General features: G+C 72.2%; 19 protein-coding genes and 1 pseudogene. 8 read left to right on the top strand and 12 right to left on the bottom strand.

Annotation, left to right across the window (positions count from 1 at the left end; all coding sequences use genetic code 11):
* Nucleotides 1-39 precede the first annotated feature (39 nt).
* Entirely contained in the window at nt 40-885 is an 846-nt protein-coding gene (locus tag AB0N17_RS12840) for an LLM class F420-dependent oxidoreductase (protein ID WP_366011260.1), read from the bottom strand.
* 105 nt (nt 886-990) lie between these two features.
* Between AB0N17_RS12840 and AB0N17_RS12835 the strand changes: the two genes are divergently transcribed.
* Complete coding sequence (locus AB0N17_RS12835; protein WP_366011259.1) at nt 991-2,376, top strand: CehA/McbA family metallohydrolase; 1,386 nt, start codon at nt 991-993, stop codon at nt 2,374-2,376.
* 70 nt (nt 2,377-2,446) lie between these two features.
* Nucleotides 2,447-2,566, top strand: a pseudogene (locus AB0N17_RS12830) (carotenoid oxygenase family protein); the annotation flags it as partial.
* Here AB0N17_RS12830 and AB0N17_RS12825 read toward each other — a convergent pair.
* Genes AB0N17_RS12825 through AB0N17_RS12810 form a run of 4 tightly spaced genes read right to left on the bottom strand, consistent with a single transcriptional unit; the run spans nt 2,563 to nt 5,684 of the window.
* Nucleotides 2,563-2,958 carry a hypothetical protein gene (locus AB0N17_RS12825; RefSeq protein ID WP_366011257.1) on the bottom strand — a complete coding sequence of 132 codons (396 nt, stop codon included), beginning with the start codon at nt 2,956-2,958 and terminating at the stop codon, nt 2,563-2,565. The pseudogene AB0N17_RS12830 and the gene AB0N17_RS12825 sit on opposite strands and share 4 nt — an antisense overlap.
* A gap of 26 nt (nt 2,959-2,984) precedes the next feature.
* Nucleotides 2,985-3,548, bottom strand: a complete 564-nt coding sequence (locus AB0N17_RS12820) for a protease inhibitor I42 family protein (protein WP_366011256.1) — start codon at nt 3,546-3,548, stop codon at nt 2,985-2,987.
* Between the two features lie 26 nt (nt 3,549-3,574).
* Nucleotides 3,575-5,212 carry a peptidoglycan-binding protein gene (locus AB0N17_RS12815; protein WP_366011255.1) on the bottom strand — a complete coding sequence of 546 codons (1,638 nt, stop codon included), beginning with the start codon at nt 5,210-5,212 and terminating at the stop codon, nt 3,575-3,577.
* Between the two features lie 13 nt (nt 5,213-5,225).
* The gene (locus AB0N17_RS12810; protein ID WP_366011254.1) at nt 5,226-5,684 is read right to left on the bottom strand and encodes a hypothetical protein; all 459 of its coding nucleotides are present in this window, start codon (nt 5,682-5,684) and stop codon (nt 5,226-5,228) included.
* 152 nt (nt 5,685-5,836) lie between these two features.
* Between AB0N17_RS12810 and AB0N17_RS12805 the strand changes: the two genes are divergently transcribed.
* Nucleotides 5,837-6,232 carry a nitroreductase/quinone reductase family protein gene (locus tag AB0N17_RS12805; RefSeq protein ID WP_366011253.1) on the top strand — a complete coding sequence of 132 codons (396 nt, stop codon included), beginning with the start codon at nt 5,837-5,839 and terminating at the stop codon, nt 6,230-6,232.
* 66 nt (nt 6,233-6,298) lie between these two features.
* On the opposite strand, the gene AB0N17_RS12800 is transcribed toward AB0N17_RS12805, so the two are convergent.
* From AB0N17_RS12800 to AB0N17_RS12775, 6 genes are all read right to left on the bottom strand, one after another.
* The gene (locus AB0N17_RS12800) at nt 6,299-7,771 is read right to left on the bottom strand and encodes an aldehyde dehydrogenase family protein (RefSeq protein ID WP_366011252.1); all 1,473 of its coding nucleotides are present in this window, start codon (nt 7,769-7,771) and stop codon (nt 6,299-6,301) included.
* The gene (locus AB0N17_RS12795; RefSeq protein WP_366011251.1) at nt 7,768-9,498 is read right to left on the bottom strand and encodes a D-aminoacylase; all 1,731 of its coding nucleotides are present in this window, start codon (nt 9,496-9,498) and stop codon (nt 7,768-7,770) included. The genes AB0N17_RS12800 and AB0N17_RS12795 overlap by 4 nt, the downstream gene beginning before the upstream one ends.
* Before the next feature lie 13 nt (nt 9,499-9,511).
* Nucleotides 9,512-10,630, bottom strand: a complete 1,119-nt coding sequence (locus AB0N17_RS12790; RefSeq protein ID WP_366011250.1) for an LLM class flavin-dependent oxidoreductase — start codon at nt 10,628-10,630, stop codon at nt 9,512-9,514.
* 98 nt (nt 10,631-10,728) lie between these two features.
* Nucleotides 10,729-11,499, bottom strand: coding sequence for an SDR family oxidoreductase (locus AB0N17_RS12785; protein ID WP_366011249.1), 771 nt, complete (start codon nt 11,497-11,499; stop codon nt 10,729-10,731).
* Nucleotides 11,500-11,509: 10 nt separating this feature from the next.
* Nucleotides 11,510-12,433 (bottom strand): LLM class F420-dependent oxidoreductase, encoded by a 924-nt coding sequence (locus AB0N17_RS12780; RefSeq protein ID WP_366011248.1) that lies wholly within the window; start codon nt 12,431-12,433, stop codon nt 11,510-11,512.
* Nucleotides 12,430-13,662 carry an amidohydrolase family protein gene (locus tag AB0N17_RS12775; RefSeq protein ID WP_366011247.1) on the bottom strand — a complete coding sequence of 411 codons (1,233 nt, stop codon included), beginning with the start codon at nt 13,660-13,662 and terminating at the stop codon, nt 12,430-12,432. Before AB0N17_RS12775 ends, AB0N17_RS12780 begins: the two co-directional genes overlap by 4 nt.
* 276 nt (nt 13,663-13,938) lie before the next feature.
* Between AB0N17_RS12775 and AB0N17_RS12770 the strand changes: the two genes are divergently transcribed.
* On the top strand, nt 13,939-16,908 hold the full coding sequence (locus AB0N17_RS12770) for a BTAD domain-containing putative transcriptional regulator (protein ID WP_366011246.1): 2,970 nt from the start codon (nt 13,939-13,941) through the stop codon (nt 16,906-16,908).
* 206 nt (nt 16,909-17,114) lie between these two features.
* On the top strand, nt 17,115-17,300 hold the full coding sequence (locus AB0N17_RS12765; protein WP_366011245.1) for a sigma-like protein: 186 nt from the start codon (nt 17,115-17,117) through the stop codon (nt 17,298-17,300).
* 471 nt (nt 17,301-17,771) lie between these two features.
* Here the strand turns inward: AB0N17_RS12765 and AB0N17_RS12760 are convergent, their stop codons facing one another.
* The gene (locus AB0N17_RS12760) at nt 17,772-19,370 is read right to left on the bottom strand and encodes a FadD3 family acyl-CoA ligase (protein WP_366011244.1); all 1,599 of its coding nucleotides are present in this window, start codon (nt 19,368-19,370) and stop codon (nt 17,772-17,774) included.
* A gap of 80 nt (nt 19,371-19,450) precedes the next feature.
* On the opposite strand from AB0N17_RS12760, the gene AB0N17_RS12755 reads away from it, so the two are divergent.
* The 3 genes from AB0N17_RS12755 to AB0N17_RS12745 are packed head-to-tail and all read left to right on the top strand — an operon-like array spanning nt 19,451 to nt 21,792.
* Nucleotides 19,451-20,605, top strand: coding sequence for a lipid-transfer protein (locus tag AB0N17_RS12755; protein ID WP_366011243.1), 1,155 nt, complete (start codon nt 19,451-19,453; stop codon nt 20,603-20,605).
* A gap of 6 nt (nt 20,606-20,611) precedes the next feature.
* Nucleotides 20,612-21,022, top strand: a complete 411-nt coding sequence (locus AB0N17_RS12750) for an OB-fold domain-containing protein (protein WP_366011242.1) — start codon at nt 20,612-20,614, stop codon at nt 21,020-21,022.
* On the top strand, nt 21,019-21,792 hold the full coding sequence (locus AB0N17_RS12745; RefSeq protein WP_366011241.1) for an enoyl-CoA hydratase/isomerase family protein: 774 nt from the start codon (nt 21,019-21,021) through the stop codon (nt 21,790-21,792). Before AB0N17_RS12750 ends, AB0N17_RS12745 begins: the two co-directional genes overlap by 4 nt.
* Nucleotides 21,793-21,802: the final 10 nt, after the last annotated feature.

Here is a 21,802-nt window from a genome sequence, read left to right as displayed (position 1 = left end):
ATACGTAGCCCCTGATCAGTGCCGTGGGCCCAACCGCGCCTACAGGAAACTCCCGTACGCGTCCAGCACCCGCAGCACCTCCGCCTCCTCCGCGGGCGGCAGCTGCACCACCACCTCCTCGACGCCCGAGTCGGCGTACCGGGCGAGCTTTCCCGGGCTCGGCAGCACCGCGTACGGCACCACCTGCAGCGCGGCCGGGTCCCGGCCCGCGTCCGCCCACACCGACCGCAGGGCGGGCAGCGACTCCGCCAGCCCGCGTCCGCCGATCGGCATCCAGCCGTCGGCGTACTCCGCGATGTGCGCGAACAGCCCGGGCCCGGCGGCGCCGCCGACGAGCGTGCGGGGGCCGGTCACCGGGCCGCGCGGCTTCTGCACCGGCTTGGGATGGGCGTGACTGGCCCGCACGCTCCCGAACTCGCCCTCGTACGCCGCCGGCTCCTCGGACCACAGGGCGCGCATCAGGGCCATCCGGTCCCGCACCAGCTCCCGGCGGGTGCGCCAGACGACTCCGTGGTCGGCGGCCTCCTCCACGTTCCAGCCGTAGCCGAGGCCGAGGGTGACGCGCCCGCCGGAGAGATGGTCCAGGGTGGCGATCTGCTTGGCGAGGGCGATGGGGTCGTGCTGGGCCACCAAGGTGATCCCGGTACCGAGTCCGAGGCGTTCCGTGACGGCGGCGGCCTGCCCCAGGGCGACGAAGGGGTCGAGGGTACGGCCGTACTCGCGGGGCAGGTCGCCGCCGGCGGGGTACGGGGTCGTGCGGTCCACGGGGATGTGGGTGTGCTCGGGGAGGTAGAGGCCGGCGTAGCCGCGCGATTCGAGTTCCCGCGCGAGCCGGACGGGGGTGACGGTCTCGTCCGTGAGGAAGATCGTTACGGCGATGCGCATGGGCCATCGTACCGACTGGTAGGTCGCCGGGCACGGGTGCGTGCGGGACCGGTGTGGCTTGTTGCGCGGTTCCGGGCGGGCCCCGGGCGGGCTTACGTTGAGGGTGTGACGACGTTGCGCGGCACCCTTCCCCCCGGCTCACCCGACTACGTCCACCTCCCCGTCGAAGTCCCGCCCGGCACCCGCGAACTGCACGTCTCCTACAGCTACGACAGGTCCCCCGGCAACGCCCTCGACATCGGGCTCTTCGACGAGCGCGGGGCCGCGGTCGGCGGGCCGGGGTTCCGGGGATGGTCCGGCGGGGCCCGTACCGAGTTCTTCGTGCGGGCCGACGACGCGACCCCCGGGTATCTGCCGGGCCCGCTCCGCCCCGGCACCTGGCACATCGCGCTCGGCCCGTACACCGTGGCCCCGCAGGGGCTGTCGTACGAGGTGACCGTCACGCTGACGGCGGGAGAGCCCGGCGAGACCCCCCGGCCCGTCCATCCGCCCTCCCGCGCCCGGGGCCGGGGCCGGGACTGGTACCGCGGCGACTGCCATCTGCACTCCTGGCACTCCGACGGCCGCCGCACCCCGGCCGAGATCGCGGCGCTGGCCCGGGCCGCCGGGCTGGACTTCGTCAACAGCTCCGACCACAACACCAACGCCTCGCACGCCCACTGGGCCGACGCGGCCGGTGACGACCTGCTGGTGCTGCTCGGCGAGGAGGTGACCACGCGGAACGGCCATGTGCTGGCCCTCGGCACCGAGCCGGGCACCTTCGTCGACTGGCGCTACCGGGCCAGGGACGACCGCTGGGCGCACTTCGCCCGGGAGATCCGCCGGGCCGGCGGTCTGGTCGTGCCGGCCCATCCGTACGCCGACTGTGTCGGCTGCTCCTGGAAGTTCGGGTTCGCGGAGGCGGACGCGGTCGAGGTGTGGAACGGGATGTGGACGCCCGACGACGAGATCGCCCTGGCGGCCTGGGACGGCCTGCTCGCCGCCTCCGTCCGGGACGGCGGGGGCGGACGGGACGGCTGGCTGCCCGCGATGGGCGACAGTGACGCCCACCGCGATCCGGACGTGGTCGGCCATCCCCAGACGGTCGTCCTCGCCGACGATCTGACCCGGGAGGCGATCCTGGACGGCCTGAGGGCCGGCCGGTCGTACGTGGCCGAGTCGAGGACCGTCTCGCTGGACTTCACCGTCACGGCCGGCGGCGGCGAACGGGCGGGCATCGGGCGGCGGCTGGCGGTGGCGCCCGACACCCCGGTGACCGTCCGGCTGGAGGTCTCGGGCGCCCCGCGCTGTTCCGTCCGGCTCGTCACCGACCAGGGCGTGCGGTTCACCGGCGATCCGCTCCCGGTGTCCGGGGCAGGCACCGTGGAGTGGCGTACGACTCCGGACAACTCGGCCTATGTACGGGCGGAGTTGCGGCACGAGACGGCGCTGGGTCCGGTGCCGGGGGCGATGGCGGCCTTCACCAATCCCGTCTTCCTCGGCGCTACTTGATCTGCCGCGCCGCCCACTCGGCCCACTCGCGGCGCATCGCGTTGAACCGCAGGCCGTACTCCAGGGCGATGTGGTCCTGGACGCCGACGACCTCGCCGCGCCGCCGGTGGCGACGATCCACCTGCCGGGCCGGGTGCCGTTCGGCTTCCACGGCAACTGGCTGGCGGACACCGCGGACACGGGCGGCTAGGCGGAGCCCTCGCGGGTGGTCCGGCGCATCGCGATGATCTCGGCGACCGCCACCAGCCAGCGGGCGGCGCGGGTCTCCGCCTCCGGGGTGGCCGCGGTCTGCGCCGCCCCGGCCAGCCAGTCCCGCAGGATCGCGGCCGGCTCCGGGGACGGCAGCGGCTCGGGCAGTCCGGCGGCGTACGCCAGGCCGCCGGAGCGGACGATCTCGGCGACGAACACCAGCGAGCGCGGCAGGACGCCGAGCCGGTCGAGGGTGACCGCCGCGGCGATGGCGCCGTCGCCGAACAGGGCCGTGCGGAAGGCGTCCTGGGCCAGGCCGTAGCGCAGCAGCACGGCGACGTCGGTGTCGGCCAGCACCTCGTCGTCGGTGCGGCTTCCGGGGGCTGGGGACATGGGGGCCTCGGTTCCGGTCGTCCGGATCAGCGGACGGTGATCGTGAAGACGTAGAAGCCGGGCCCCGCATGGGAGTGCGGGTCGGCGGTCAGAGTGGGGTACGGCGACGGGGAGGCCGTGCCGCCCGGAGTGGGGCTCAGGGTGGACCGGTCGCGGGGGCCGGGGCCGGTGCAGGTGTCCAGGGGGCAGTGCAGCAGCCGCACCGTGGTCTTCCCCTTCGCCCGGGCGGTGAAGTCGAAGGACCGGCTACCGCCGGTACTGCCGACCAGGTCGCTGCCGTCGCCGGTCTCCCGATCACCCCGGTACTTCAGCACGGTCTTGTCCGGCCCGGGACCGGCGAGGAACCAGTGCTCACCCAGGGTCGCGGCCGAGGGGACGGTGAGGGAGAACTCCTCGCCCGGCTCGACGGTGACGGTCCGGTGGTCGAGGCCGTATGCGGCGGTGGTCCGGCCGGTCGGGCCGGGTTCGGCGGTCACGGACGGCGTACCGCTGGGACCGGTGGTGCCGCGTGAGGCGTCCTTCCCGCATCCGGCGAGGGCGAGCAGGCAGAGCAGCACGGCCGGGCCGAGCAGTGGTGCGCGTGAGGTCATGGTCGGTCTTCGGTTCCTCGGTCTCTTCAGTCCTGCGGCAGGTGCACCGCGTAGGCGCCGGGCAGCCGGCTGTCGCTGGCCTTCGCCATGCCGCCGTTGACGAAGTCGTCCTCGCTGACCCAGGTGGTCTGCCCCCACGGGTTGTAGATCTCCAGCTTGTCGCCCTCCTGGCCGACGATCATCATGGAGTGCCCGTGACGCGTGCCGTCCGCGTCGTACCCCTCGGCGTCGAAGGGCACCGGCTTGCCGTCCGCCACCGCCTTCTCGATGTCCGGCAGGATGCCGCGCCGGGAGTCGGCGTCCCGTACCTCGTGCAGCTGGTAGGAGCTTCCGGTCTCCGGGCTGATCTCCTTGTTGGAGATCTCGGACTGGCCCTTCAGGTCCATGCCGTCCCAGTTGGCGCCGCCGTGGCCCTCCACGTGCATCCGGTGCTGTTCGGCTATCAGCCGCTGCCGGAAGGCCGTCGGGTCGTCCTCCCGCCCGCTCGGGCCGCCGGTGAGTTGCAGGGCGTAGACGGGGTCGACCATGGCGCGGGCGGTGACCGTGGTGGAGGCGACACAGGTGCCCTCCTGGCCGTCACCGCCCTGGGCCCATTTCTGGCCGTCGAAGCTCTGCAGGTCGGTGTTGACGTTGGCGCCGTTGCCGGGGTCGGTCCCCATGTCCTTGAGGCTGTCCCCCTCGGTGACGATCGGCGACAGGTGCCGCTGCAGCCAGGCCGCGTCCTTGCCGTGGATCTTCCCGTCGAACGCCTCGATGTCCTTGACACCGTGGCCCGCGGCGAGGGACTTCATCAGGTAGGCCTTCTCCTGCGGCGTCTTCGCACCCGCCAGCAGCTGGTCCATCCGGGCCCGGTCGCCCGCCGAGAGCCGGTCCATGGCCCGGCCCGAGCGTTCGAGGTCGCTCGCGGTGAGGATCTCGTTGTAGTCGGCCGCGCCGTCCTTGCCGCTGGTGTCGGCGAGCATCATCCGGTCCACCGCGGAGAGCTGACCGGTGTGCATCTTGCCGGTACGGGCCTCGGCCGCCCACTTGTTCAGGTCCCGGGCGGCGGCGCGGACGGCGTCGTCCGCGGTGACGGCGGCCTGGTGCATCAGACCGACCCCGTCGGCGGCGAGGGTACGGCCCGCGGTCAGGGCCGCCTTCCGCTCCGCCTTCTCCTGGTCCGTCAGGATCAGGCTGCCGAGGTCGAAGAAGCCGTCCCGCGGGCCGAGCCGCTGCTTCGCCTGCTGCATCTTGGCGCGGCCGTCGGTGTCCTGCTTCTTCGCCGTGCCGAGCGCGTCGGCCAGCGCGTGCAGCGCCTTCGCACCGCCGTGGAACGCGTCGGACATCCTGGTCGCGGCACGGGCCGCGGCGGCCACCCCGTCCGAGGCGAGGACGCTGGTCTCGCCGGCCCAGACCTCCGGCAGGCCCTTGCGGGCCACCTTGTCCACGCGGTCGTGCAGATCACCGGCCTTGTCGACCTGGCCGCGGTAGCGCTTGCCGAGCGACTCCAGCGTGGCCGTGTCGCCGGCCGGCGCGGAGACGAGGAGCGCGTCGTCGATCCGGTCCAGCAGATCGTTCTTGTTCCCGGCCTTGGGAATGCTCGTGCACAGGTCGGCCAGCCAGGAGCGGCGGCCGGCCGGGGTGTCCAGAGCTCCGAAGGGGTTCAGGTCGTCCAAAAATCCCATGAGCGGCCCGCCCTCAGTACTTCGTCAGGGACGACGGGCGGTCGGCGTGCACCGGCATGGTGGTGACGTACTCGTTCCCGACGGGCGTCGGCATCGTGGTGACGTACTCGTCGCCCACCGGCGTCGGCATCGTCGTGATCCCGCCGCCGATGCCCGCCCCGTCGGCGGACACGGCCGCGGCGCGCGTCCCCACGGTGTGGTCGGTGCCCTTGTAGGCGCGCTTGGCGAGGCCCACCTTGCCCGCGAGTTCGTGCAGCGCCGACTGCAGCGTGGACGCGTCGTCCAGCCAGGCCGCGGCGAACGCGTTGAACGCCGCCGCCGACTCGGGCCCGCCCAGGGCGTCCTGCGTGTAGCACAGGTCGGGGGAGATCGCCTGGTGGATGTGGCCCGCGTCGTCGCCCGCGCCGTTCAGTTCCGTCGCCTGCCCGGACATGCCGGACCTGACCGTGTAGCCGTCCGAAGACGCGCCCATCACGTTCCCCCGTTGCGTCGAATGATGACCGCGGGGGAGGCTAACACGCGTCCGTAGTACGCCCGTCCGCGCATCACAGGGCCCGCACGGGGACGACACACCATCCACGCGGGGCGCCCCGAGCGCGCCCGGAGAGCAGGAGAGCGACAGACATGTCAGGCCGCGCAGAACGCAAGCAGTGGGTCGTGACCCGCTTCCAGCGCTACCTCGCCAACCCGCTCAACCGGCGCCTGCCCTTCCAGACCCTGCTGGAGACCACCGGCCGCAGCTCCGGCCTCCCCCGGCAGACGCCGGTCGGCGGCCGCCGGGTCGGGGACTCCTTCTGGCTGGTCTCCGAGTTCGGCCTGAAGTCGAACTACGTCCGCAACATCCAGGCCGACCCGAGGGTCCGTGTCCGCATCGCCGGCCGCTGGCACCACGGCACCGCCCACCTCCTGCCCGACGACGATCCCGTGGCCCGCCTGCGCGGCCTGCCCCGCTTCAACAGCGCGGCGGTACGGGCGTTCGGGACCGGCCTGCTGACGGTGCGGGTGGACCTGGAGCGGTGAACGCGCCGGCACACGGGGGGTGTAGCCCACCACCGCGAACCGGCCCCGCGGAGCCGCTCGCCGGCCTCACCCCGGCCACACGATCGCCTGCACCTCGCTGTAGGCGTGCAGGGCGTACGAGCCGACGTCCCGGCCCACCCCGCTCTTCTTGAACCCGCCGAACGGGGCCTCCATGTTGCGGCCGACGGTGTTCACGCCCACGCCCCCGGCCCGCAGCCGCCGCGCCACCCGGAAGGCCCTGGCGACGTCGCCGGACCAGACGTAGTCGATCAGCCCGTACTCGGAGTCGTCGGCGAGGGCGATGCCCTCCTCCTCGTCGTCGAAGGGGATCACCACGACCACCGGCCCGAAGATCTCCTCCCGGGCCACCCGCATGTCGTTCGTACAGTCGGCGAGGAGGGTGGGCGCGACGTAGAACCCGCGTTCCAGCGGCGGCCGTTCGCCGCCCGCGATCACGGTCGCGCCCTCCTTGCGGCCCAGTTCGACGTACGACTCCACGCGCGCCCGGTGCTCGGCGGAGATCACCGGCCCCACGACGGTGTCCGGCTCGCGCGGATCGCCGACCTTCAACCGGGCCGCGTACGCGCCGAGTTGCTCGACGACGCGGTCGTACACCCCCCGCTGGGCCAGCACCCGGGTGGGTGCCGTGCAGATCTGCCCGCTGTAGAAGGAGAAGGTGGTGCCGATGCCGGCGACGGCCGAGCCGAGGTCGGCGTCGTCGAAGACCAGGGCCGCGCCCTTGCCGCCCAGCTCCATCAACTGGCGTTTCATGTCCCGCCCGCACACCTCGGCGATGCGCCGGCCGACGGCCGTGGAGCCGGTGAAGCTCACCATGTCGACGTCGCCGGAGGCCACCGCCGCCTCCCCCACGGCCACGTCCCGCCCGGAGACCACGTTCACCACCCCGCGCGGCACCCCGGCCTCCTGCAGCGCCTCCGCCATCCGGTAGACGGAGAGCGGGTCCTGCGGGGCAGGTTTCACCACCACCGTGTTGCCCATGGCGAGGGCCGGGGCGACCTTGCCGGCCGGGTTGGCCCACGGGTTGTTGTAGGAGGTGACGCAGGTGACGACGCCGACGGGCTGACGCAGGGCCAGCGCACCCATCACGCCCGCCCGGCCCATCGGGCCCGCCTCGTTGATCTGCGGGGTGACGGCCCACTCGGCGGGCTCCACCCCGGCGTACCGGCGGAACCGGGCGGCGGCCACCCCGACCTGCATGGCCCGCGCGGTCCCGGTCGTCGCCCCGGACTCGGCGCGGGCCAGATCGGCGTACGGCACCAGCCGCTCCCGGATGATCGCGGCGGCCCGCCCCAGCACCGCCGCCCGCTCCTCCGGCCGGGTCCGCGACCACGCCCCGAACGCCTCACGGGCCGCCGCGCAGGCCGCCCGCGCCTGCTCCGCCGAGGCCTCCGGCGCCCAGCCGGCGGTCTCCTCGGTGGCCGGGTCGGTCACCGGGTAGTGCCCGCGGTCCGGCTCCACCCACTCCCCGCCGACGAACAGCCGCTGCCCACCGTCCGCCGGCTCGGGGGGCGCGCTCACCTCGTACTCACCGTCCGTGTGTCGGTGCCGGACCGCAGCACCTTCCCCGGTACGGCCCCGGTCACCGCGTCGTCCCGGAGCACCTCGACCCCGCCCACCCACACGGCGCGCACCCCGATCGCCTTCGAGTCCAGCCGCGGGCTGTCCCCCGGCAGGTCGTGCACCAGCCGGGCCTGTCCCGCGTCGATCCGCTCCGGGTCGAACAGCACGAGGTCCGCGTGCCAGCCCTGCCGCACCTGGCCCCGCTCACGCAGCCCGAACAGCCGCGCCGGATCGTCGGTCAGCATCTTCACCGCCCGCTCCAGCCCGACCAGCTTGCGTCCGCGCAGACAGTCCCCGAGGAACCGGGTGGTGTACGGCGCCCCGCACATCCGGTCCAGGTGCGCGCCCGCGTCGGAGCCGCCGAGCAGCACGTCCTCGTGGCTCCAGGTCTCGGCGCGCAGCGCCCAGGAGGCCGGGTCGTTGTCGGAGGGCATCGGCCACAGGACCGTACGGAGATCGTCGTTCGCGCAGATCTCCACCAGACAGCTGAAGGGATCCTGCCCGCGCTCGGCGGCGATGTCCCGCACCACCCGCCCCGTCAGCCCGCGGTTGGCCTCGCTGTAGGTGTCCCCGATGACGTACCGCCCGAAGTTCGCGAGCCGCCGGAAGACACCCGCCTCCTTCGACTCGGCCCGCCGCAGCAGCTCGCTCCTGACCTCGGGGTCCCGGAGCCTGGCGATCCGCTCGGGCACGGGCAGTCCGAGGACCGGCCCCCACCCCGGGATGAGGTTCAGGGCGCAGAAGGTGCCCAGGGACATGTTCATCGGGGTCAGGATCGGCATGGTGAGCGCCACGATCCGCCCGCCCGCCTTCCGGGCCCGCTCGCTCGCGCTCAGCTGCCGGGGCACCCGCTCCGGCACGGCCGCGTCGACGGTCAGCACGTTCCAGTTCAGGGGCCGTCCGGCGGCGGCGCTCATCTCCACCAGCAGGTCGATCTCGTCGTCGCTGAACTGGTCCAGGCAGCCGGCGACGATCGCCTCGATCTGCGTCCCCTCGTGCTCACCGACCGCCCTCGACAGGGCCAGCAGTTCCTCCGGCCGGGCGTGCCGGGAGGCCACGGGCTGCCCGTCGCCGTCCGAGTGCGTACGGGACTGGGTGGTGGACAGCCCCCACGCACCGGCGTCCATGGCCTCGTGCAGCAGCCGCAGCATCGCGTCGAGCTGCTCCCCGGTGGGCTGCCCGCCGACCGCGTCCGGTCCCATGACGTGCCGTCGCAGCGCGCAGTGCCCCACCATGAACCCGGCGTTGACGGCGATCCGCCCCTCCAGGGCGTCCAGATAGTCCCCGAAGGAGTGCCAGTTCCACGGCGCCCCCTCCTCCAGCGCCACCAGGGACATCCCCTCCACCTTGGACATCATCCGGCGGGTGTAGTCGGCGTCCTCGGGACGGGCGGGGTTGAGCGGTGCGAGGGTGAAGCCGCAGTTGCCGGCGGCGACGGTGGTCACGCCGTGATTGAGGGAGGGCGTGGCGTACGGGTCCCAGAAGAGCTGGGCGTCGTAGTGGGTGTGGGGGTCGACGAACCCGGGGGCGAGGACGAGACCGTGGGCGTCCTCGGTGGTACGGGATTCTGCGGTGATCCTTCCGACGGCGGCGATGCGGCCGTCGCGCATGCCGACGTCGGCGGTGTAGCCGGGGGCGCCGGTGCCGTCGACGACGGTGACACCCTTGATCAGGTGGTCCAACATGCCCGGCTCCTCCTCAGACAGCCTGCCGGAACCGCGACGTCCGGTGCACGGGATCCGTGTCGATCTTGGGAATCACCTGCTCCCCGATCAGCCGGATGGTCTGCAGCGTCTCCTCCTTCGGCACCCCCACCGGCAGCCCGAAGCTCAGCTGGTCGGCCCCCGCCTGCTCCCAGCGCTTGCACTGCCGCAGCACCTCGTCCGGGTCCCCGCAGATCAGCAGCTCCTCCTCGATGAGCAGCTCCACGAACTCGGGTGTGTACTCGGGCAGCGTCTCCGGCCACTCGGGGAAGCCCTCGGGCCGCGGGAAGGTGTCGTGGTACCGGAAGACCAATGAGGGCAGGTAGTGCAGCCCGCCGTGCACGGCGATGTCGATCGCCTCGGCGTGCGTGGGCGCGCAGATCGCCGTGGTCGTCACCATCACGTTGTCGTTGACGAAGTCCCCCACCGGCTCGGCGTTCACGACCGCCGTCTTGTACTGCTCCAGCACCCACTCCATGTCGGAGACCTTCTGGATGCTGAAGCCGAGGACACCGAGCCCCTTCTTCGCGGCCATGGCGTACGAGGGCGGGGAGCCGGCCGCGTACCACATCGCCGGGTGCGACTTCCCGTACGGCTTGGGCAGGACCTTGCGCGGCGGCAGCTGCCAGTGCTTGCCCTGGAAGCCGACGTACTCGTCCTGGAGCCACATCTTCGGGAACTCGGCGATCGTCTCCTCCCAGATCTCCTTCGTGTAGTTCATGTCGGTCACCCCCGGTATGAACCCGAGGATCTCGTGCGATCCGGCGCCCCGCCCGCTGCCGAACTCGAAGCGGCCCTCGCTGAGGTGGTCCAGCATGGCGACCTTCTCGGCGACCTTGACCGGGTGGTTGACCTGGGCCAGCGGGTTGAAGATCCCGGAGCCCAGGTGGATCCGCTCCGTCGCGTGCGCCAGGTACCCCAGGAACACGTCGTTGGCGGACAGGTGCGAGTACTCCTCCAGGAAGTGGTGCTCGGAGGCCCAGGCGTACTTGAAGCCGGACTTGTCCGCCTGGATGACGTACTCGGTCTCCTCCATCAGTGCCTTGTGCTCGGCCAGCGGGTCGGTCTCGGCGCGCTTGCCCACGTATCCCTGTACAAAGAGCCCGAATTCCACAGCGGTTCACCGTCCCAGATTTTCTGACGCTCCGTCAGACATTGCCCGTCGGCCGACTGTCGCACCGGCCGCGGCGACCGTCAATAGCTGACGGCCAGTCAGATAACGCTGACCCCCGCCAGCCACCCGCCGTCGATCACGAACGGCTGCCCGGTGATGTACGACGAGTCCTCCGAGGTCAGGAACAGTGCCAGCCGGGCCACCTCCTCCGGCTGTCCGATCCGGCCGAGCGGCACGAGCCCCCGGTACAGCTCGTCCAGGGCCCGGCTCATCTCCTCCGGATCGGTGTCCGGGTCCAGCCGGGCCGGATTGGCCATCGCGGTGTCGATGGCCCCCGGGCAGATGGCGTTGACCCGGATCCGCCGGCCCGCCAGCTCCAGCGCGGCGACCCGCGTCAGCCCGAGCACGGCGTGCTTGGTGGCCGCGTACGTGCCGACGGCCGCCATGCCGGTCAGGGCGGTGTACGACGCGGTGTTGACGATCGTGCCCCCGTCCGCCAGCTCCGGCGCCACGGTCTTCATCCCCAGAAAGCAGCCGACCTGATTGACCTGCACGACCTGCATGAACTCGTCCAGCGGGGTGTCCACCAGCGCGTTGAATCGCAGGATGCCCGCGTTGTTCACCAGCCCGTCGATGCGCCCGTACGCCTGTTTCACCGCCCCGACGGCCTCCCGCCAGCCCTCCTCGGTGCCGACGTCGAGATGCACGTACAGCGCGCCTATCTCCTTGGCCAGGGCCTCCCCCCGGTCGTCCAGCACATCGGCGACGGCCACCCGCGCGCCCTCCGCCCGGAAGAGCCGCGCCTCCTGCTCGCCCTGCCCGCGCGCCGCCCCGGTGACGATGACGACCCGCCCGTCCAGCTTGCCCATGACAGCCTCCTCAGTTCAGGTGGGGCGCGACCTCCGCCCCGAACCGGCCGATCTGCTCGATCAGTTCGGTACGGCCGCGGCTGCGGAACCGCACCTGGATCAGGTCCACACCCATCGCCCGGTACGCCCGCAGCGACTCGGCGATCTCCTCCGGCGCCCCGCTGAGCGTGCGCCGGCCGACCTCCCAGCCGGGCCGGCCGACGTACAGCGGCTCGGTGATGGCGCCGACGGTGAAGGGCCCCGCGACCCGCTCCCTCTCCCGGAGTTCTCCGAGCCGGGCGATCTGCGCGGGCAGCCGGTCCCGCGGGTCCCCCTGCGGCAGCCAGCCGTCGCCCTTCAGCGCGGCCCGGCGCACGGCCGCGGGCGAGGAGCCGCCGACCCAGAGCGGGACGCGCGGCTGGGCGGGCCGGGGACGCTGGCCGAGGCCGGCGAAGTCGTACAGCTTGCCGTGGTGCTCGGGGAACTCCTCGGGCCCGAGGGCGGCCCGCAGGGCGTCGATCACCTCGTCCAGCACGGCCCCGCGCCGCTCGAAGTCCACCCCGAGGACCTCGAACTCCTCCCGTACGTGCCCCGCCCCCACCCCGAGGACCAGCCGTCCGCCGGAGAGATGGTCGAGGGTGGCGTACTGCTTGGCGGTGAGCAGCGGATGCCGCAGCCCGACGACGGCCACATGGCTGAGCAGCCGGGTCCGCCCGGTGACGGCGGCCAGGTGGGCGAGGGTGGCGACGGGGTCGTACCAGACCGTGCTCATGGCCGGTGCCAGCCGCCGCGGGATGGCCACGTGGTCGCAGGCGGCCAGGTAGTCGAACCCGGCCCGGTCCACGGCCCGCGCGACGGCGACCAGGTCCTCCGGTCCTGCGCCCGCCTCCCAGCCCTCCGTGTACAGGGTGCTCTGCGACTGGACGGGCAGCTGGATGCCGTAGCCGAGACTCACGCGGACCCCTTCCAGAGGCCTTCGTCGGTCAGCCCGAGCAGCTCGATGGCGTTCCGCCGGACGATCCGCTCCACCGTGTCCGCAGGCAGATGCCCCATCTGCGCCTCGCCGACCTCGCGGGACTTCGGCCAGGTCGAGTCGGAGTGCGGGTAGTCCGTCTCGTACAGGACGTTGCCGACCCCGATGGCGTCGAGGTTCTTCAGCCCGAAGGCGTCGTCGAAGAAGCAGCCGTAGACGTGCTCGGTGAACAGCTCGGACGGCGGCCGGAGCACCTTGTCGGCGACCCCGCCCCAGCCCCGGTTCTCCTCCCACACCACGTCCGCGCGCTCCAGGATGTACGGGATCCACCCGATCTGCCCCTCGGCGTACATGACCCTGAGGCCGGGGAAGCGTTCGAACTTCCCGCTCATCAGCCAGTCCACCATCGAGAAGCAGCAGTTGGCGAAGGTGATGGTGGAGCCGACGGCGGGCGGTGCGTCGGCGGAGGTGGAGGGCATACGGCTGCTGGAGCCGATGTGCATGGCGACGACCGTGCCCGTCTCGTCGCAGGCGGCGAGGAACGGGTCCCAGTCGTCGGTGTGCACGGACGGCAGCCCGAGGAACGGCGGTATCTCGGAGAAGGCGACGGCCCGGACACCGCGCGCGGCGTTGCGCCGCACCTCCTGGGCCGCCAGTTCCGGATCCCACAGCGGGATGAGCGTGAGCGGTATCAGCCGGCCCCGGGCGTCCGGCCCGCACCACTCCTCCACCATCCAGTCGTTGTAGGCGCGGACGCAGAGCAGGGCGAGCTCCCGGTCCCTGGCCTCGGTGAAGGTCTGCCCGCAAAAGCGCGGGAAGGTGGGGAAGCAGAGGGCGGACTGGACGTGGTTGACGTCCATGTCGGCGAGCCGCTCGGGCACGTCGTACGACCCCGCCCGCATCTGCTCGTACGTGATGACCTCTAGCCGGATCTCGTCCCTGTCGTACCCGACGGCGGTGTCGAGGCGGGTGAGCGGGCGGCGCAGGTCCTCGTAGACCCACCAGTCGCCGACCGGACCGTCGTCGCTGCCGGGAGTGCCCATGACGGGCCTGAAGCGCCCGCCGAGGAAGGACATCTCCTTCAGCGGGGCGCGGACGACACGGGGCCCGGTGTCCCGGTACCTCCTCGGCAGCCGGTCCTGCCACACGGTGGCGGGTTCGACGGTGTGGTCGTCGACGGAGATGATCAGCGGGAACTGTGTGGTCTCCATGCGCCTCACGGTAGCGCCGATCTGACGGTCCGTCAGCTACTCGCGTCTCTCGTTGGCACCTGGCGCGCCTCCCGTCCGCGCCTCGTCCGCGTCCCGACCGCGTCTCGTCCGCGCCCCCGTCCGCGTCCCGTCCTTGTCTCGGCCGTGCGAACAGGATGTGAGGGGTTTGTGGACTGAAATGCACCGGCCTGTGATCGGCGTCTCCGACGGCTGACGGAACCGGCCGGAACAAGGCAAACTGACGGGGTTGTTCGTGATGCCGAGGGGGACGAACGCATGGACGGTGGGCCGCGAGTGCCTGAGCAGCGGCGTCCCGACTCCGTGACCGTCACGGAGCCGGAGGCGCTGCGGTTCGGCGTGCTCGGTCCGGTGCGGGCCTGGCGCGGCGAGGAGCAGATCGGCACGGGCTCCCCACAGCAGCGCGCCCTGCTGGCCGCCCTGCTGCTGCGCGAGGGCCGCACGGCCACCGCGGCGGAACTCATCGACGCCCTCTGGGGCCCCGAGCCGCCGTCCCAGGCACTGGCGGCGGTCCGCACCTACGCCTCCCGCCTGCGCAAGGTGCTGGACCCCGGGGTGCTGGCCAGCGAGTCCGGCGGCTACGCGGTCCGTGGGCTGCGCGACGGCGCCCTCGACCTGGCGGTCGCGCAGGACCTCGCCGCCCAGGCGGACAAGGCGCGGGCAGGCGGCGACCTCGGCCGGGCCCGTACGGTGCTGAACCAGGCGCTGGACCTGTGGGACGGCGAGGTCCTGGCAGGCGTGCCCGGCCCGTACGCCGAGACCCAGCGGGTGCGCCTGGAGGAGTGGCGCCTCGGCCTGCTGGAGTCCCGCCTGGACATGGACCTGGAGCAGGGCTGCCACGCGGAGGCCGTCTCCGAACTGACCGCCCTCACCGCGGCGCACCCCCTGCGGGAGCGCCTGCGCGAACTGCTGATGCTGGCGCTGTACCGCAGCGGCCGCCAGGCGGAGGCGCTGGCCGTCTACGCCGACACCCGCCGCCTGCTGGCGGAGGAACTGGGCGTGGACCCGCGTCCCGGCCTACGGGACCTCCAGCAGCGCATCCTCCGGGCGGACCCGGCCCTGGCGGAACCCTCGGCCCCCGCGTCGGAACCCTCCACCACCCCCGTACGCCCGGCCCAACTTCCCGCGTCAGTGCCCGACTTCACCGGCCGCTCCTCCTTCGTGCACGAACTGAGCGAGGTGCTGTCCTCGGCGTCTGAGGCGGAGGCGGAGGGCCGGGTGATGGCGGTCTCGGCCCTGGCCGGCATCGGCGGCGTCGGCAAGACGACCCTCGCGGTCCACGTCGCGCACCGGGCCCGCGCCGCCTTCCCCGACGGCCAGCTGTACGTCGACCTGCAGGGCGCGGGACCGCGCTCCGCCGAACCGGAGACGGTGCTGGGCTCCTTCCTGCGCGCCCTGGGCACCGCGGACTCCGCGATCCCGGACTCCCTGGAGGAGCGGGCGGCCCTGTACCGCTCGGTCCTGGACGGCCGCCGGGTCCTGGTCCTGCTGGACAACGCCAAGGACGCGGCGCAGGTACGCCCGCTGCTGCCCGGCACGGAGGGCTGTGCGGCCCTGGTGACCTCCCGCGTCCGCATGGTCGACCTCGCCGGCGCCCACCTGGTCGACCTGGACGTGATGTCCCCCGAGGAGGCCCTCGCCCTCTTCACCAAGATCGTCGGCGAGGAGCGGGTGGCGGCGGAACGCGAATCCGCCCTGGACGTGGTCGCCGCCTGCGGCTTCCTCCCCCTGGCGATCCGCATCGCAGCCTCCCGCCTCGCGGCCCGCCGCACCTGGACGGTCTCCGTCCTCGCGGCGAAACTCGCGGACGAACGCCGCCGCCTGGACGAACTCCAGGCCGGCGACCTGGCGGTCAAGGCCACCTTCGAACTGGGCTACGGCCAACTGGAACCGTCCCAGGCCCGCGCCTTCAGACTGCTGGGCCTGGCCGACGGCCCGGACATCTCCCTGGCGGCAGCGGCAGCGGTGCTGGACGTGGCGGTGGAGGAGACCGAGGACCTGCTGGAGGCCCTGGTCGACACGTCTCTGCTGGAGTCAGCGGCACCAGGACGGTACCGCTTCCACGACCTGGTCCGACTCTACGCGCGTGCCTGTGCGGAGAGGGACGAGGAGGCGTCTGGAGAGCGGGCGGAGGCGTTGTCGCGGCTGCTGGATTTCTATCTGGCGACGGCGGTGGGCGTATACGCGATAGAACGGCCCGGAGATCGGACGGTCCTTCATCTGACGCCGACGTCCTACAAGGGCCTCACGTTTCCGGGGCGGTCGGAGGCCCTCGACTGGCTCTTCGCGGAGGCGCAGTGCGTGCTGGCATGCGCCAGGCAGCAAGTGACCGGCAGCGGACTCCGCCGTGCCGTCGACCTGCTGTGGGCCGCGAAGGATCTGGCGGAGTCGGGAGCGAACGCCAAGCAATACGAAGCAGCGGCGAAGGCTCTGCGGGACGCCGCGCAAGAGGACGGTGACGTGCGGGCAGAAGGCCGTGCCCGCACGGCGCTTTCCAATGTCCACCTGGCCGCCGGACGCTACTCCGAGGCGGACGAGGAGGCTCGATGCGCCGTCGCGCTCGCGTCCGAAGCGGGCGATGCCGCTCCCATCAGCTGGGCATCCACGGATCGGGGGATCATCTCCCTCAGCCAGGGCCGGTACGAAGAAGCTGAGAAGTTCCTCACCACGGCCAGGGACGGCTACCGGGCGGACGGCAACAGACCCGGCGAGGCCAACTCGCTGTGCAATCTCTCGCGTCTCTACGAGCGCATGAACCGACCCTCCGAAGCGGTCAGTCTGGCCCAGCAAGGCGTCGACATCTTCCAGCAACTCGGCATGACCTTGCGCCTCGCGAACGGCCGTTATGCGCTAGGCGTCGCGTTGATCCGAGCCGGACGTCCTTCCGAAGGCCTGGTGCAACTGTCGGACGCCCTCGACATGTTCAAAAGCAACAGGCAACGGCTGTGGGAGGGGACGACTCACTTCCGCATCGCCCAACTCCACCTGACCGCCCGACGCCCTGCTCAGGCGGCGCAGCACGCCGAACAAGCGCTGGCCATCGGCTTCATCGGCGGGGATCTGATCCGAGGCAATGTGCTGAACACGCTGGGCAAGAGCCTTGACGCGCTCGGCCAGTCGGACCGGGCAAGGGCCTGCTGGCAGGAGGCTCTGCTGTTGCTGGAACAATCCGGAGCGCCGGAGGCCTGCGAAGTACGTCGCCTGTTGGCGCCGATGGAAGCACCCTGACCCCGGCCGGCTACGGCGTTCATCAAACGTTTATGACCGCCTGACAAGGTTCATGCAACGGTCCGACGCGTCGGGGGACGTCCGGAGCGTTCCGAGCCCACGGGGGGTGGGCTCCTGGCATGCGCCTCTGTCCGGCGATACTCGGGGGAACCGCCGGACAGAGGCACCTGACTCTCTTGAACACCACTCCCAGGGGAAGCCTGAACATGAGCAGCATCGAGAAGCAGCCGACAGACGTCACCACCATGGAGAACCACGCTCCCATGCCGCCGGCTCTCACCGAGACCACGAAGCAGGACGTCCAGACGCCCGCACCGGCAGCCGACGACAAGATCATCACGCTCGAGAACCACGCACCCGTCCCGCCCGCCCTGGACCTGGACGCCAAGTAGACCTCCATCCCGACGGGGACCGGCCGCGGCGGCGCCGAGGGGGAGCCGCCGCGGCCGAGGCGTGTCCGGGCGCAAGATCCAAGCCGTTCTGCGGCGGAAAGTGTTCGAACCTATCGAACAATTGCGGACGGCCGCCGCCGCTACCTCGACTTCCTGTTCCGGGCCGAGGGGCTGGCCGTCGAGATCGAGGGGTACGCCTACCACGGCACCCGCGACGCCCACCGCCGCGACATCGCCCGCTTCAACCAGCTCCTCCAGTGTCCCGAGATCCGCAGCTTGCTCCGCTTCACCGCGGAGGACGTCTTCCACCGGCCTGCTGGGATGGTCGCGGAGGTGAGGGGCGCGTTGGCAGCGCTGGGTGGGGTGGGGAGGTGAGGGTGGGTCGGGGCGGCGGCTGGGGCTGATTTGCGCTGAGGGCGCTGGAAAGTTGCCGTTGGGCCGCTCGGCGACGGGGGGCCAGGTCGCCCGGGCTCACGCCCGTCCCCGCAGCACCCCCTTCACCACCTTCCCGCTCGCGTTCCGGGGTAGTTCCCCTACGAATTCCACCGACCTCGGCACCTTGTAGTTCGCCATCTCGCGGCGGGACCAGGCGATCAGGTCGTCGGCTGTGAGGACCGCGTCCGGGCGGCGGACCACGAAGGCCTTGCCGACCTCGCCGAGGCGGGGGTCGGGGATGCCGATCACCGCCACGTCCGCCACGTCCGGGTGGACGCCGAGGAGTTGCTCTATCTCCGCCGGGTAGGCGTTGAAGCCGCCGACGATGAACATGTCCTTGATGCGGTCCGTGATGCGCAGGTTGCCGGACGCGTCGAGGGCGCCCACGTCGCCCGTGTGCAGCCAGCCGTCCGGGGTCACCGTCTCGGCCGTCGCCGCCGGGTCGTCGTAGTAGCCGCGCATCACGTTGAAGCCCCGGACCAGCACCTCCCCCGTCTCACCGGGGCGCACCGGGCTGCCCGTCGGGTCCGCCACCCGCACCTCCGTGCCGGGGATCGCCCGGCCCGAGGTGGAGGCGATCACCGACGGGTCGTCGCCGCGGCGGCACATCGTGACGATGCCGCTCGCCTCCGAGAGGCCGTAGGCCGTGAGGACCGTCTCCACGCCCAGTTCCCCGCGCAGGCGTTCCACCAGGCGCAGCGGGACCACCGCCGCACCCGTGACCACCAGGCGCAGGGCGGAGAGGTCGTGGGCGGCGCGGGACGGGTGGTCCAGCAGCGACTGGTGCAGGGTGGGCGGGCCGGGCAGGACCGAGATCTGTTCCGCGGCTATGTTCGCCAGGGCCGTCTCCACGTTGAACACCGGCTGCGGGACCATCGTCGCCCCGCGCATCAGGCAGGCGATCACCCCGGCCTTGTAGCCGAAGGTGTGGAAGAAGGGGTTCACGATCAGGTAGCGGTCCGTGGTGCGCAGGCCCGCCAGGTCCGTCCAGATCTCGTACGCCCGCAGCGTCTGCGCGTGGGTGATCACCGCGCCCTTGGGGCGGCCCGTCGTACCCGAGGTGTAGATGATGTCCGATGTCGATCCCCCGTCCAGTTCCGCCGCGCGCGCGTGCACCTCGGCCGCCGGCACCCCCTCGCCTCCCGCCAGGAAGTCCTTCCACGTGCGGAAGTCCGGGGGCGCGTCGTCCGACAGGACGACCACCTCCTTCAGGGCCGGCAGGGCGGGGAGAGGGGAGCCGTCCGCCGGGGCTCCCTCGGCCGCCGCGCGGCGCAGGGACGCCACGTACGACGTGCCCAGGAAGGTGCCCGTCACGAACAACAGCCGGGCGCCGCTGCGGCGCAGTACGTCCGCCGCCTCCGCGCCCTTGAAGCGGGTGTTGAGGGGGACCAGCACCGCGCCCGCCGTCACCGCGCCCAGGGCCGCGACGATCCAGTCCAGGGAGTTGGGTGCCCAGACCGCGACCCGGTCGCCGGTGCGCACGCCGCTCGCGAGGCAGGCCGCCGCCGCGCGCTCCACCCGGGCGCCCAGTCCGGCGTACGTGATCCTCGTGCGCCCCTCGACCACGGCCTCGGTGTCCGCGTACCGCTCGGCCGACCATCGGACCAGGTCGGGGATGGTCTCCCAGTCGCTCATCGCAGGCCCCCTGTACGGCGTAGCTGACTGACCGTCAGATTAGCTGTAACCTGACGTTCTGTCAGGAGAGGGGGACGGTCATGGCAGGAACCGGACTGAAGGACGCCACCGCCATCGTCGGGATAGGACAGACGGCCTTCGCCAAGCACCTCCCGGAGGACGAGAAGACGCTCGCCTGCCGAGCCGTGCTGGCCGCGCTGGACGACGCCGGCGTCGCACCGGGCGAGGTCGACGGGCTCGCCTCCTACACCATGGAGGAGACCGACGAGGTGGAGCTGGCGAAGGCCGTCGGCTTCGGTGATCTGACCTTCTTCAGCAAGGTGGGGTACGGGGGCGGCGGGTCCTGTGCCACCGTCGCCCATCTCGCCGCCGCCATCGCCTCGGGGCAGGCCACCGTCGGTGTCGCCTGGCGGTCGCGCAAACGCGGGTCGGGGCCCCGGCCGTGGACCAGCACGGCCGTGCAGCTGCCCACCCCGGGCCAGTGGACCCGGCCCTTCGGGCTGCTCCGGCCCGCGGACGAGATAGCCATGCTCACGCGCCGCTACATGCACGAGTACGGCGCCACCCGCGATCACCTGTTCAACGTCGCCCTCGCCTGCCGGAACCGCGCCAATCAGAATCCGGCGGCGGTGATGTACGAACGGCCGCTGACCCGGGAGATGTACATGACCTCCCGGTGGATCAGCGAGCCGCTGTGCCTCTTCGACAACTGCCTGGAGACGGACGGCGCCCTCGCGTGCGTGATCGTCGGCAGGGAGCGGGCGCGGGACTGCCGCCGCGCACCCGTGTACGTCCACTCCGCGGCGCAGGGGCTGCCCGCCCAGCACCACGGCATGGTCAACTACTGGAACGACGACCCGCTCACCGGACCCGCCTGGACCGCCGCCCGGCACCTGTGGAAGCACGCCGACTTCACCCCTGACGACGTGGACGTGGCCCAGATCTACGACGCCTTCACCGCCCTCATCCCGCTGTCCCTGGAGGGGTACGGCTTCTGCGGCAGGGGCGAGGGCGGGGCGTTCACGGAACACGGGGCCCTGGAGATCGGGGGGCGGCTGCCCCTCAACACCGGTGGCGGCGGGCTCAGCGAGGCCTATGTGCACGGCTTCAACCTCATCAACGAGGGCGTGAAGCAGCTGCGCGGGACGAGTACCGCCCAGGTGCCCGGCGCCGCCACCTGTCTCGTCACCGCCGGTGAGGGAGTGCCCACCTCCGCTCTGCTGCTGAGGAGTTGATCCGCGATGCTGAGTCCGGTCACCGACGCCGACGGCGCCCCCTTCTGGGAGTACGCCGCCCGGGGTGAGCTGCGCGTCCAGGTCTGCGGGGGCTGCGCCGAGCCGCGGTTCCCGCCCCGGCCCTGCTGCCCGCACTGCCAGTCCTTCGCGGCCGAGTGGCGGCCGGTGTCGGGGCGCGGGCGCGTGTGGTCGTACGTCGTGCCGCATCCGCCGCTGCTGCCCGACTACGCGGCGCAGGCGCCGTACAACGTGGTCGTCGTGGAACTGGAGGACGCGCCGCGGATCCGGCTCGTGGGGAATCTGGTGGCCCGGGCCGGTGCCCCGCTCGACTCGCTGGACCTGAACCGGGTCCGGATCGGGGCCCGGGTGCACGTCGTCTTCTCCGACGGGGTGCCGCAGTGGGTGCCGGCGACATGAGCGCCGTCCGGCTCGACGTCGACAAGGAGAGCGGCGTCGCCGTCGTCACCCTCGACCGGCCGGAACGGCTCAACTCGATCGATCTGGAGACGGTGGAGCAACTGATCGCCGTGTGGCGGGGGTTGCGGGCCGACGACTCCGTGCGGGCCGTCGTGCTCACGGGGCACGGCGAGCGGGCGTTCTGCACCGGAATCGACCGGGACGTCGTCGTACCGCAGCCGTCGTCGCCGTACATGCAGGACGATCCGCTGCTGTCGGCCGGGCCGAAGGCGAACGATCTGTGGAAGCCCGTGATCGCCGCCGTGCGGGGGATGGCGTGCGGGGGTGCGTTCTATCTGCTCGGGGAGTGCGAGTTCGTCGTCGCCGATCCGACGGCCGTGTTCTTCGATCCGCACACGACGTACGGCATGGTCAGCGCCTACGAGTCCGCGCTGATGGCCGCGCGGATGCCGTACGGGGAGGCCGCCCGGATGATGCTCATGGGGACCGCCGAGCGGATCTCCGCCCGGCGGGCCCACGAGATCGGGCTCGTCTCCGAAGTGACGGAAGAGGGCGGCGCGTTGGCGGGTGCCGTGCGCTGTGCCGCCGTCATCGCCGGGTATCCGGCGGAGGGGGTGCAGGGGACCGTACGGGCGTTGTGGGCGGCCCGGGAGGCGGGGCCGGCCCAGGCGTTCGCCCAGGCCCCGCACCTCATCGCCCTCGGCAATCTGCCCGCCGAGCGCCAGGCGGAGCTGTTCGCGGGGCGCCGCCGGGAGTTCCGGGTGCGGTGAGGGGCCTCAG

The sequence above is a fragment of the Streptomyces sp. NPDC051133 genome (assembly GCF_040682635.1).
GTDB lineage: Bacteria > Actinomycetota > Actinomycetes > Streptomycetales > Streptomycetaceae > Streptomyces.
Note: the sequence above shows the minus strand (reverse complement) of the source record. Positions and strands in the feature narration are given on the sequence as shown.